Source organism: Phocaeicola dorei (genome assembly GCF_013009555.1).
Lineage (GTDB): Bacteria > Bacteroidota > Bacteroidia > Bacteroidales > Bacteroidaceae > Phocaeicola > Phocaeicola dorei.
In genome coordinates this window covers 5,570,141-5,583,290 of record NZ_CP046176.1, presented here as the reverse complement: position 1 = coordinate 5,583,290, position 13,150 = coordinate 5,570,141, and the positions used below count along the sequence as shown (strand labels likewise).

12 protein-coding genes are annotated in these 13,150 nt (G+C 39.3%); 8 read left to right on the top strand and 4 right to left on the bottom strand.

The features are described from left to right. Positions 1–67 precede the first annotated feature (67 nt). From GKD17_RS22870 to metK, 4 genes are all read right to left on the bottom strand, one after another. Complete coding sequence (locus GKD17_RS22870; protein ID WP_007834273.1) at positions 68–817, bottom strand: uroporphyrinogen-III synthase; 750 nt, start codon at positions 815–817, stop codon at positions 68–70. A 4-nt stretch (positions 818–821) separates the two neighbouring features. Continuing rightward, complete coding sequence (locus tag GKD17_RS22865) at positions 822–1,634, bottom strand: DUF4271 domain-containing protein (protein WP_007834272.1); 813 nt, start codon at positions 1,632–1,634, stop codon at positions 822–824. Further along, complete coding sequence (locus GKD17_RS22860) at positions 1,631–2,218, bottom strand: LOG family protein (RefSeq protein ID WP_007834271.1); 588 nt, start codon at positions 2,216–2,218, stop codon at positions 1,631–1,633. Before GKD17_RS22860 ends, GKD17_RS22865 begins: the two co-directional genes overlap by 4 nt. A gap of 114 nt (positions 2,219–2,332) precedes the next feature. Further along, positions 2,333–3,625 (bottom strand): methionine adenosyltransferase, encoded by a 1,293-nt coding sequence (metK, locus tag GKD17_RS22855; protein WP_007834270.1) that lies wholly within the window; start codon positions 3,623–3,625, stop codon positions 2,333–2,335. Positions 3,626–3,909: 284 nt separating this feature from the next. Between metK and GKD17_RS22850 the strand changes: the two genes are divergently transcribed. The 8 genes from GKD17_RS22850 to GKD17_RS22815 all read left to right on the top strand — a co-directional run bounded on the left by GKD17_RS22850 (position 3,910) and on the right by GKD17_RS22815 (position 13,148). After that, entirely contained in the window at positions 3,910–5,286 is a 1,377-nt protein-coding gene (locus GKD17_RS22850; RefSeq protein WP_007834269.1) for an MFS transporter, read from the top strand. A gap of 140 nt (positions 5,287–5,426) precedes the next feature. Continuing rightward, a complete protein-coding gene (locus GKD17_RS22845; protein ID WP_032936058.1) occupies positions 5,427–6,170 on the top strand; it encodes an endonuclease/exonuclease/phosphatase family protein in 744 nt (247 codons plus the stop codon). A gap of 14 nt (positions 6,171–6,184) precedes the next feature. Then, positions 6,185–7,327 carry an acyltransferase gene (locus GKD17_RS22840; protein WP_007834266.1) on the top strand — a complete coding sequence of 381 codons (1,143 nt, stop codon included), beginning with the start codon at positions 6,185–6,187 and terminating at the stop codon, positions 7,325–7,327. Between the two features lie 358 nt (positions 7,328–7,685). Beyond that, positions 7,686–9,563 (top strand): tetratricopeptide repeat protein, encoded by a 1,878-nt coding sequence (locus GKD17_RS22835; RefSeq protein WP_007834263.1) that lies wholly within the window; start codon positions 7,686–7,688, stop codon positions 9,561–9,563. Between the two features lie 182 nt (positions 9,564–9,745). Continuing rightward, entirely contained in the window at positions 9,746–10,114 is a 369-nt protein-coding gene (locus tag GKD17_RS22830; protein ID WP_007834262.1) for a DUF3244 domain-containing protein, read from the top strand. Positions 10,115–10,125: 11 nt separating this feature from the next. Next, positions 10,126–10,698: a hypothetical protein gene (locus tag GKD17_RS22825; RefSeq protein ID WP_007834261.1), complete on the top strand. Its 573-nt coding sequence runs from the start codon at positions 10,126–10,128 to the stop codon at positions 10,696–10,698. A 29-nt stretch (positions 10,699–10,727) separates the two neighbouring features. Further along, positions 10,728–11,588 (top strand): thiol-activated cytolysin family protein, encoded by an 861-nt coding sequence (locus tag GKD17_RS22820; protein ID WP_008654086.1) that lies wholly within the window; start codon positions 10,728–10,730, stop codon positions 11,586–11,588. A gap of 12 nt (positions 11,589–11,600) precedes the next feature. After that, the gene (locus GKD17_RS22815) at positions 11,601–13,148 is read left to right on the top strand and encodes a thiol-activated cytolysin family protein (protein ID WP_007834258.1); all 1,548 of its coding nucleotides are present in this window, start codon (positions 11,601–11,603) and stop codon (positions 13,146–13,148) included. Positions 13,149–13,150: the final 2 nt, after the last annotated feature.

Sequence of the window (13,150 nt, the reverse complement as noted above, 5' to 3'; positions counted from 1 at the left end):
GGTTTCGAATCACAAAGTTACAACTTTATTGATACAAAACCCCCGGTTTTGGGATATAAACTAAAAATTAATCCTTATTGCGCTCGCGGATAAACATATCCAATGCCGCAGTCATGGACGGAGCCTCTACAGTAGGAGCTTCCAAATCCAACCGCAATCCGGCATCCTTTACCGCTTTAGCAGTAGCAGGACCAAAACACCCTATCGCAATTTCCTTTTGGTCGAACTCCGGAAAATTCTTCATCAAAGAATTGATTCCTGCAGGACTGAAAAACAACAGCATATCGTAATCGAACTCTTCCTCGGGAGTAAAATCATTACTTACCGTACGATACATTACTACCTCCGTATGCTGAATTTTATTTTTATCCAATAAAGTTTTGATCTCATCATTGTGTACATCAGACATCGGCACCAAATATTTTTCCGTATTGTGCTTTACGATAGAAGGCACCAGATCTGCGAATTTACCGGTCGCGCCGAAGAATACTTTACGCTTGCGATACTGAACATATTTCTGAATGTACAAAGCAATGGTTTCGGACGTACAGAAATATTTCATTGTTTCGGGCACAGTAACACGCAATTCTGCACACAGATTGAAGAAATGGTCAATAGCGTGCCGCGATGTAAAAATCACAGCGGTATGATCAAGAATAGAGACTTTTTGCTGTCTGAACTCTTTGGCCGACAAGCTCTCAACTTTGATGAACGGGCGGAAATCAATTTTCACACCGTACTTCTCAGCAATATCATAATATGGCGACTTTTCAGAAGTCGGCTTCGGCTGAGATACGAGGACTTTTTTTATTTTCAATGTACTAAAAATTTAAAACCAAAATGTTGTTCGCTAAGATAATCCCTTTCCACAGAACAAAATCAGGGAGTATTTCAAGGGCACAAAAGTACAGAATTAAATGGAAAGCGCCATGAAATTTGTTGAAAAAGTTACTAAAGCACTTATAAAACAGCAGAATTTTAGCAATTATTATAACAAAACCGATAAAATAAGGAGCAATTTGTGGTGACAGATCGAAATACACAATCAAAAGTACAATTGGAAAAAGTAAAAATCCGGCCCCAATTACAACATTAAAGTAAGATTCCAGCCAAATAATATTGCGTGTTTTGTTAAAGAAAATCCAATTTACAAAGCTATAAAGAATCCATTTGATGACAAAGAAAAAAACTATATAACCAATGTAAATACTTAGCAATAAATAATGAGGAACCGTACGGAAAAGGAGCAGGTCGTGATCAGAAAAATAATCGTACACACAAAAACCGGATAATATACAGGTTTGCAATATCAGCACCAATGTATAACGCACATCAGATGCAGTAGTATCATCAAACAAACTGGCACGCTCTTTAGACAAAGCAAAATTCTTAAATTGCTGTTCAAGGTGTTTCTTGCCATGTGCCAGCACGTATGATACCAGAATAAAACAAAGAAACAACACGCTGGTCACCATCCAGTCCGAACGCAGTTGATAGGGCAACTCCATTCCTCTCATCCCGTCTTCCTTGGACGTATGACACACGTTGTGTGTCAAAGCCGTATCAACACGGCTCTGCTCTTCCGTATAAAGTTGGAGAATATACGCTATTCCGGGATGGCAGGTTTCACTCATATCGCTGCAAATTTACGTATTTCTTTGCTCCAAACAGGCGTTGTATAAAGCAAATTTATTGCTTCTTCGGCTGTTGAAGCCACTTTCCAGATAGCAGCATGTTCTTTACGCATAAAGTTCTCGTCCACCGCCCTTTGCAGCATTTCAAGCAAAGAGTCATAGAATCCATTGATATTCAAGATGATTATCGGATTTAGGTAAAGTCCCAGCTGCTTCCAGGTGATGATTTCAAGCAATTCCTCCAATGTGCCGCAACCTCCGGGCAATGCAATGACGCCATCGGACAAATCGGCCATCATCCGTTTGCGCTCGTGCATGGTTTCTGTCTCAATCAATCGGGTCAGCCCTGTATGGTGCCATCCCTGCTCCACCATAAAATGAGGGATTACCCCTGTCACCGTACCGCCCGCCTCCAATGTTGCATCTGAAGTAGCCGCCATCAGGCCGATACAGCCTGCCCCGTTAATCAGATTGATCTTCTTTTCAGCCAAAAGACGTCCTAATTCTTCCGCTACATCAAAATACACCTTTGCTATCTTTGTGCTGGAGGCACTATATACACATACATTCTTTATATCATTCATATAAATCCTTATGTTTTCGGGCGGATCCAATCCTCCCCTGTCAGTCAATGATGCTCATTGCCGCAGGAACGAATTGAATTCGCCCGTATACATCACCATATTCGAATCCGTTTCTTACAAACCGAACGCTTCCTTTATCTTATCCACATAATCCAACTTCTCCCAAGTGAATAGTTCCACTTCCAGCGTCTTTGCTTCATGATACATGGATTCGTATGTCTTGGTCACTACTTTCGGCTCACGTCCCATGTGACCGTAAGAAGCGGTTTCCTCATAAATAGGATTACGCAGTTTCAAACGCTCTTCAATGGCTTTCGGACGCAGATCGAACAGTTGGTCTATTTTCTTAGCAATCTCTCCGTCGCTCAGTTTCACATTGCTGCGGCCGTACGTATTTACATAGATATTGATAGGACGGGCCACACCAATGGCGTATGACACCTGCACCAGCATTTCATCGGCAACACCGGCAGCAACCATATTCTTTGCGATATGGCGTGCTGCATAAGCAGCACTGCGGTCTACCTTACTGGGGTCTTTTCCTGAGAACGCCCCACCACCGTGAGCACCTTTTCCACCGTATGTATCCACAATAATCTTACGGCCTGTCAAACCGGTATCTCCATGAGGACCGCCGATCACAAACTTACCTGTAGGGTTCACATGATAAACTATCTGGTCATTGAACAAAGCCAATACTTCTTCATTATGAATTTCGGCAATGACACGTGGCATCAGGATTTCAATCACATCCTGACGAATCTTAGCCAACATCTCTTCGTCAGCCTTCAACTGAGCTTCTTTGGAAGAATCAGCCGGGGTTACAAACTCGTCATGCTGGGTAGAAACCACAATCGTATCAATGCGTACCGGCTTGCCGTTATCATCGTATTCAATAGTAACCTGGCTCTTGGCGTCGGGACGGAGATAAGTCATCACTTTCCCCTCACGACGGATTTCGGCCAATACCATCAACAGTTTATGAGCCAAGTCCAGTGACAGCGGCATATAATTTTCCGTTTCATTGGTAGCATAACCAAACATCATTCCCTGGTCGCCTGCCCCTTGATTCATAGGGTCCTCGCGTTCCACGCCACGGTTAATATCCGCACTTTGTTCGTGAATGGCAGAGAATACGCCGCACGAGTTTCCTTCGAACATATATTCGCTCTTGGTATAGCCGATACGGTTAATCACTTCACGTGCAATGCGCTGCAAATCTACATACGCCTTGGTTTTCACTTCTCCAGCCAGTACCACCTGTCCGGTAGTCACCAGGGTTTCGCAAGCTACTTTCGAACTGGGGTCAAACGCCAACAGTTTGTCAAGCACAGCGTCCGATATTTGATCGGCCACTTTGTCGGGGTGTCCTTCAGACACCGATTCGGATGTGAATAAATATCCCATTCTAAATTGAAAATTAAGAATTAAGAATTAAAAATTAAAAGTTAATTCGTTAACCACCTTGGGAAGTTATCAGAGTAGATAGATGTAAATAAGAAAGTCAATGTATTTTTTAGCATTTTTTTCTGTGGTTGCAAGCTACTCAAATCTCTCCACTGTTTTTAACGGCTGCAAAGATAAGCATTATTCCTTAACCATTCTATAAATTCCCGGTTCTTTAACATTGGAATCGTAATTATTTAGAAGAAATTAAACCTAATCTGGCCGATTTCCATTAATTTTGCATCATGAGCAAAGAAAAGATCGCATTTATACCTAAACAATATTTTGCGGTGGTAGCCGTACTGCTGGCTATCATGATGTCCGTACTGGACGGAACCATTATGAATATCGCATTACCCACGCTGGCACACGATTTCGATGTCACCCCCGCCAATGCCATCTGGATTATTAATGCCTACCAATTGGTGATTACCATGACCTTACTATCATTTGCCTCATTAGGTGATATTTATGGTTACAGACGAATATTCCTGACCGGCATCTCCATTTTTGTGGGTGCCTCTGCAGCCTGCGCCCTCTCGGACTCTTTCTGGATGCTGACCGTTTCCCGTATCATTCAAGGTTTCGGTGCAGCCTGTGTGATGAGTGTCAATACCGCCCTTATCCGTTTAATTTACCCGCCGCAGATACTAGGACGCGGAATGGGGGTAAATGCCATGGTGGTAGCTGTTTCGGCTGCTGCAGGCCCGTCCATCGCAGGCAGTATCCTGACATTGGGAAGCTGGCATTGGTTATTCGTAATTAATATACCTTTGGGATTGGCTGCATTAGTAATCGGGCATCGGTTATTACCGCATAATCCGGCTTCAGATGTAAAACATAAGTTTGATAGAATCAGTGCAATAGCCAACGCATTGACTTTCGGCTTGTTAATTTATACTTTGGAAGGTTTTGCACACGCTGAGAACAGAAAATTCATTGCCATACAATTGGTATTGTTAATCATAATCGGCACTTATTTCATCCGTCGCCAACTGAAGGAAACAACCCCTATCCTGCCTGTAGATTTGCTGAAGATTCCTATTTTCGCTCTTTCTATCGGTACTTCCATCACTTCATTCACCGCCCAGATGCTGGCTATGGTTTCCTTACCTTTTTTTATGCAGAATATATTGGGATACAGCGCCGTAGAGATCGGTTTGTTACTTACCCCCTGGCCATTGGCTACCATCTTGACCGCACCACTTGCAGGCAGACTGGTAGAGAAAGTACATCCCGGATTGCTAGGAGGTATCGGCATGACTATCTTCGCTACCGGCCTATTCACACTCTATTTGCTTCCCACCCATCCGGCAGAATGGAATATCATCTGGCGAATGGCACTCTGTGGTATGGGCTTCGGGCTGTTCCAGACGCCCAATAATGTAACCATTGTTTCTTCCGCACCCACTCATAGAAGCGGTGGAGCCAGCGGTATGCTAGGTACGGCGCGTCTGTTAGGTCAGACTTTGGGGACCACATTGGTTGCTTTGTTGTTCCGTATATTCGCCGAAGGACATCGGGCGCAGGCTTGTTTGTTATTAGCCATATTCTTTGCCATTGCCGCAGGTGTGGTAAGCAGTATCCGTATGACACAGGCTTCTCCGGCAGGAAAGAAATAAAGCCCCGGCAAGTTGTTGAACAGAAACATTTCCTTTCTGATAAAAACTTTCTCTTGTTTTTTATCTTTGAGAGCAAAGAAAAAAAGAATGAATTTATCTATCTTTGGAGAGAATTTAAACAATCAAAACCTGATGAATATATGAAAAAGACATTGCCCTTACTTTTTATCCTTCTTTTTGCCCTGTCGGCACAATCACAAAATTCCTTACGGCTAATGACCTATAACATTAAAAATGCAAACGGAATGGATGATGTATGCGACTTCCAACGCATAGCCGATGTAATCAATCATATCCACCCCGAAGTGGTAGCCTTGCAGGAACTAGACAGCATGACCCACCGCAGCGGACAAAAATACGTACTGGGCGAGATAGCCGGACGTACGCAAATGCACGCTTACTTTGCCCCTGCCATTGATTACGACGGAGGAAAATATGGTATCGGACTTCTCACCAAAGAAATTCCCGTCAGCCTGAAAACCATGACACTTCCCGGACGGGAAGAAGCACGTGCGCTGATTATGGCAGAGTTCGACAACTACATTTATTGTTGCACCCATCTGTCTCTCACCGAAGAAGACCGCATGGCCTCACTGGAGCTTATAAAAGACTTTGCCGCCGCTCATAAAAAACCTTTTTTCCTGGCCGGCGACCTGAATGCCGAACCCGAATCCGCATTCATAAAATACTTGCAACAGGATTTTCAGATACTTTCTGACGTAAACCAGCATACATTTCCGGCTCCCTCCCCTACAGAAACCATTGATTATATTACAGCACTGAAACAGAACATGAAAGGCTTCACAGTAACCTCCGCACAGGTAGTAAATGAACCGGTAGCATCAGATCACCGTCCTTTAGTAATAGTGCTTGAACAAAAATAAACCCAACAGAAAATATGGAAATAAATAAAAGAGAGAACATCGGATGGATAGACTTGCTACGCGTCACCGCCTGTTTTTTAGTTGTATTCGCCCATTGCTGTGACCCTTTTGTGGCACGTTTTGACACAGACCGTCCTACTTTTCTGCAAGGGTGCGCATTGGGAAGTGCCGTACGCTGTTGCGTGCCCTTGTTTGTGATGATGACAGGAGTGCTGCTGTTTCCTGTACGAAACGGCATGAGTGAATTTTACAAAAAACGGATCGGACGCATTGCCGTCCCACTTATCTTCTGGTCAGTCATGCTGCCTGTCCTCTATTTCATCTATCTGAATTACATCACCACGACAGACAATCCTACCATAGACATGTCCGCCTTCACCCTGGAAAAGACTATCACGAAGATTTGGACGTTCATTTTCAATTTCAACTATGACACCACTCCTCTGTGGTATCTGTATATGCTGGTGGGACTCTACTTCATCATCCCCATCTTCCATGCATGGCTGGAGCGTGCTACCCGGAAAGATATCAAGCTATTTCTTTCCATCTGGGGCATCTCCTTATTTCTTCCCTACATAAAGATGGCCGCTCCCGCACTGGGATATATCGGCAACTGGGGCAATATGGATATCCTGGGAGTGTGCGACTGGAATGCATTCGGTTCATTTTATTATGTTTCCGGATTTATCGGCTATCTGATACTGGCCCATTATCTGGTAAAATACCCGCTGCAATGGAGTTGGAGAAAAACCCTGGCTATCGGTATCCCTATGTTTATGGCAGGGTATGCCATCACTTTCGGTGGCTACCTCATCATGCAGGAATATTTTCCGGGAAACTACGCCTATCTGGAAATAGTATGGCTTTTCGGAGGCATCAATGTATTTATGATGACATTTCCTGTTTTTGTCTGCATACAGAAGCTCAAAATACCTTCTTCACCTGCACTTTCAAAAGTGGCATCCATGACCTTTGGCATTTATCTGTGTCATTTCGTCTTCGTGCAAATGGGGTATGACTTGTTTGCCTCGCTGTTGCCCCAGGGGACTCCTGCCATAATGCACATTATTTGCATGGCTGTAACAGCCTTTCTCATCAGCTACCTGGTGGTCAGAGGGATGTATGCATGCAAATGGACCAGAAGATTTGTGGCGTAAAAACAACGGATTCAAAACACAAGGAGTTACAGTATCCAGTTGGCTGATTATTTCCTTCAAATTCTTCATTTACTTATTAAGTGTTGATAACCAATTATTTACCATGATTGATTTATTCATAAATTCTTCATCATTTTGTCATAGGATATTTCAATAGAAAGCACAACATTACAACCGTTATAAATGGCGCAAACAAAATGAATTCCGTTCCTGTAACTTGAGTGGTTCCATCGGTATTTTCTCCCAATCTCTGCCTTTTCATTTAATCGTTTCACCTTAGTGATGAACTTTCATCACTAAGGTAATCAAACTTCATTACTAAAGTGATACAGTTTCTTCACTTTAGTGATAAAACTTGATGAAAAGGCAGAAGAACAAAAAACAACAGACAGATTTCACTGACAAGACAAAGAGCTTTCATGCTTTCCCACCTCACTTCCAAAGGAGAAGCCACGGAAAGCATAAAAAACTGACTTTTCCCTCTATCAAATACAAGTTGTCCGGATTTATCACTATATTAGCAAAATATAAACACATTCTTATGAAAGCTTTACTTTTGACAGGACTACTATTCATTCTCATCCTCCCCGGATGTAGAAAAGAGAAAAGCATACTTCCGCTATTACAATCTGTAGAGGAACTGATTCCCATGTATGCCGATAGTGCTTCTGTGCTACTGAACAACATAAATGCCCCCGATGAACTGACTGATAAGGACTTTGCCCACTGGTGTATGTTATGCGGTAAAGTGACGGACGAAGCAGCCACCGGATTACTCCCTATCTACCAATGGCAACGGGCACAACAATGGTTTATGAAACACGGTACACCGGAAGAACAGGCGCAAATAGCCTTGTATCTAGGCCGTGCTTATGTAGAAGATGGGGAGTATGACAATGCAATGCAAATATATGCCGATGCGCTGCAACTGGCCAAAGAACATCAGGCCTATAATGTGGCAGGGTATATTTGTGCCTATATGGCAGATTTGTATGGTTTTAGAGATATAACCAGTGAACGTCTGGAGAAAAGAAAAGAGGCCAGTAACTTCTTCAAGAAAGCAAGGAACTACAAAAGCTATGCATACGCCTTAAAAGATTTAGCGTGTGAATGTACACTCACTGATTCTTTTAATTGCACCATACCCTTACTTCAAAAGGCTGATTCCATCTCACAACTACTGCATAACAAAGATTTAACAGCTGATGTAGCCAATGCTTTTGGAGTGATATATGAGGCACAAGAAAAATACAAGAATGCCGAAAGATATTTCTTAAAAGCCATTGAAACGGGCAGCAAAGAAAGCTATAAGGATTCTATCTCCCTATTACACATATATATAAAAGACAACCAACTGGCAAAAGCACACGAATGGATTGAAACGATAACCAAACACAATGATATCGCTTATTACTTCAATCAAGCTTACTACCTGCTTTATAAGGCAGAAGGAAAATACAAGGAAGCACTCCATTACAAAGAAATCTGTTCCGACATGCTCGATTCACTGACATTAGTTCAAAATGAGACAAAAGTATTGGAAATAGAAAAAAAGTATAACAACGCCAAGATACGGGAAGAGAACGAACTATTAAAGATTACACAGCAAAGGAATACAATCATCATCATTATTGCCATCTCCTTATTCTTACTATCAGTTGCAGGATATATCATTTACCGGCAGAGAAGCAAAGCCAAAATCTATTACCAGCAAACAATTCTAGATAAGATGAAAATAGAGCTCCTTCACTTATCTGCAGCACTAGAAGAAAAAAAGCAGATTTTGCAAAAAGCATTGGCAGACAAAGAGAATAATGCCCACAAACTACAACAGGAAATAGAAGTAATATCCTATAAATACAACCGGCTGCAAAAGCAAAGTCTGGAAACATCCACAGTTGGCAAGAAGCTTATTTCTTTGACTAAAAAAAATAGGCTTGAGGACTCCCAACTCCCTACTGACAAAACATGGCATTCCATAATGACGGAAGTAGACAAGATATATCCCCAATTTTACTCCCTACTAAAAGAGGCATTTCCCAACCTGACAGAATCAGAATATCAATATTGCTATCTCCATATTTTTGGATTTGACGCAAATGATGAAGCAAAATTGCTTGGCATCAATCCGGCTTCTGTACGAATGAAACGAACGAGAATTTATCAAGAGGTCCAACTAAAGCACGATAAAGAAACGTTTTTACGAGATTACATCATCAAAAACCTCTTAAAATAAATAGTTCTCATACAGGTCTTATTATCAGTGAATTATAAAACACTACATATACATCACTGTATATAACAATTTCTGTAACTCACTGATAATCAACAAATCTTGTATATACTATAACTCCCTCTTTTTGTCATTCATAATCCTATAATACCTAAGTTTGTACAAAACTAAAACGTAAAACGATTATGAACAAATTAAAAATAAGCTTGGCTTTGATAGCCTTAATTATTCCTCTATTATTATGCGCTAAAAAGCGAAATATAGAATTTATAAAACATGGCAACCATAGAATTCCAGTAGAGTCATTCATTCCGGTAAAAGCTTTCTTTGACGACTGCAATAAAGAATTAACCATCGAATTCGCACAGGACTGGGAAGCGGTAACCATCGAGATTAAATCAAAAGAAGGATATGTAGTATATAGAAACCTCTATATACCCCACTCCAATTCTTCTTTATCAACTTCTTTAGAGAATATTCCGGCAGGAATATATGAACTGACAATCACCGATGAAAAGGGAATATTGGCAGGAGAATTTATATACGAAAACTAAAGTCCAATATTATGAAAAAGAAAAAAAGCACTCTACTTATTGTAGGCATGTCCTTTCTCCTTTCAATAGGAACACTTATGTTTAGTTCTTGCGCAGACAAGGACGATCCCTCTCCTATTCTTCCCACACCGGAAGACACTTCTTACATATTGAAACTAAAGTTTTCTGAAAAAGTAGAATTTAAAGAAATACTCAATAAAAACGATATTCAAGACCTAACAGAAACAGAAACTGCATATTTCGGAGAACGAATCCAACGGTCTTGCCCCCATGAATTACAATTCGATAGGGACTCCCTTTCCATTGTAAAAACCAATAATATAGTAGAAAAGTATAAACTAAAATGGCAAGATAAAAAATTATTCATATACCAGAAGCCAATAGATAAATGGGAATACTGTGGAGAAAAAGACGAAAATGGAAGAGTAATACTCAATATAGGATTCTATATAATAAAAAACAATAATGACCAACGTACATTTATGGCAATAGGACAAGAGTATAATCTAATCTCTTATTCAGAACTAATGAATCAAGATTTCCTTTCCATTATATGGCTGAAAAGAAAATATACCTTTGAATAAATATGAGTATAAAACCTAAATACAAAGAAATGAAAACTAAAATAATATACACCATCGTATTTTTGATGATTGCTAAACTTGCTTATAGCCAAGAAGAGCAATATAGTGCAGATAAGTTTGTGGCAAAATGCCCCAATGAAATATTCATAGGAGCAATATTGGAAGCCAACAGCATCAATCAAGACACATATAAGTTCCTGAAAATATCAATGAATCCTATAAACATGGGGTACACCATTCCTATAAAGTCACAAACAATCACTCCTTCCTATAATAACATGATGAAAGCTATTCATGAAGCGTTAAAAACAAACGATGTTTTGAAAAGTAACTATTCTTTTTCATTCGTAATTAAAAAGATAAAATCATACCAAGAATTAGCTGTCAATTGGGGACAAAATATTAACCTTCAGCAACTATTAGGCATCACACCCGATTATAAGCCTCAAAAGAATATTATATTGATAGATATAAATCAAAGTTTTTTCAGCATTATAATGGATATGCCGGAATCACTAAGCACTGATCCACAAGTTTTGCAACAATTAGACAAGCTTGCATTTATAAACTCAATACAATTTGGCAGAAAAGTTATACTAGTTATTGAAAGTAATATTGATTATGACAAATTACAAGAAGCTATTGACAATTTACTGAAGTCTAAGGAAGTTAGTCAAAAAGAACTAGCAATATTAGCCAATTCTAATATCAGATTGATGACTATTGGAAACAAAGGAATAAAAGATATCAACCCAGACAATCCTTTTACAAGCATACTTACTTATTTATCTTCAACAGTTACACCCGATGATTTCGGAGGACCTATATCATTTTCCGCCTCTAACATAAAAGATAATTCTGTATTTGTTAACTATTTCAATGTACAATAAATAATCATCATTATGAAAAGCATCCGTTCTATTTTACACATACTTCTAGGCGTAACGCTAATCTGCTCATGCAATGAAGCAACAGAATTAGCCCATATTACCCCTAATGTCAGTCTTATAAAATATAAAGATATTGTTAAAATAGACTCTTTATATACATATCCAGGAGATTCTCTATATCAGAATTGGATAAATCAATATAATAAGAATCTGGAAGACAAAACATCAAGATCACTTTCACCGGAAGATGATGCATTTTTCAATAAACAATATATTGTGAAAAGTACAGAAGCAACCGTTTTATATGGAAGAAATTACATATTTCCAGGATCCATTTTAGAAGGAAACAGCATTTCAAACCAAAATTATATACCGGTATTTATCAGCAACAGAAAACCCATAACAGTATCAATGACATTGGCACACAATACACCCAAACCCACTAGCAGAACTATAGAAGCACCCACTTTCTCTAAATTAAGTGATTATGTGGTTGAGATGGTAACCGATGGAAATTTCGAACAGAATCAGAAATTCATGTTCAGTTACAAGAGATTTAGCTTTTACGATGAAATTAAAACCGCATTCGGAACAAATATTAATACAAGAAAACTATTTTCTTCAAAAAGTGAAAGTTCAACAGAATACCGGGATAAAATACAAAAGTCAACAGGAATGTATGTTAAATTCTTCCAATCAAGTTTCACCGTCAACATGGATATTGCTCCTTTAAGTGACCAACCTATTCAAGGAAAAAGTGAATATGAGCCTGTTTATGTGAATTCATTGACTTATGGAAGACTGGGAATCATTGCCTTTGAAACAGACGAATCATACGAATTCGCAGAAACGTGTATAAAAAAAGAATTTGATAGAATCTTCAGTAAGAAAACAACTACTCTGAATAAAGAAGAAGAAAAATTCTTTGAAAATACAGAATTCAAAGTGCTAATTATAGGGGGAGATAGCAATCTGGCCGTACAAACATTTAAAGGATATAGCCATTTCCTAAATTTAATATATAATTCAAAATTCACAGAAACAAGCTATGGTGTACCTATTACATGTTCTTTCTCCTATGCCAATTCACATGGATTGGTTGAAACTGAATTTATCAATACTATCCATATAGAACCTTTATATGTAAAGCCAAGTCGTGAAAATAATTCATACTTACCTGATTATTCCAACAAAAGCGATTATCATTCGTCAAGCCAACTTTATTTGTATTTTTATAAAGATAGAGAAAAGACAAAACCTTCCCAACCCTATATAGATATTATCTTCAATATAAGTATGTTTGAAAATAAATGCAACTATGAACCCAATTATAAAAACTGGCCTATGATAAATGCAAATTGTACAGATAAGACAGAGAGAATTATAATGAGAAACATTGATTTTAAATCAAAAATATATGTTGGCTATAATTCATCATATTACGAAAGTACAGGTTCCATGCCTATGGAACCTAACGAACCTATGCGAATGTGGAATGCAACTGAATACACTCGTGAATATTCGCTGCTCAACAGCCCATTCTATCAAATAATCTATTAAAA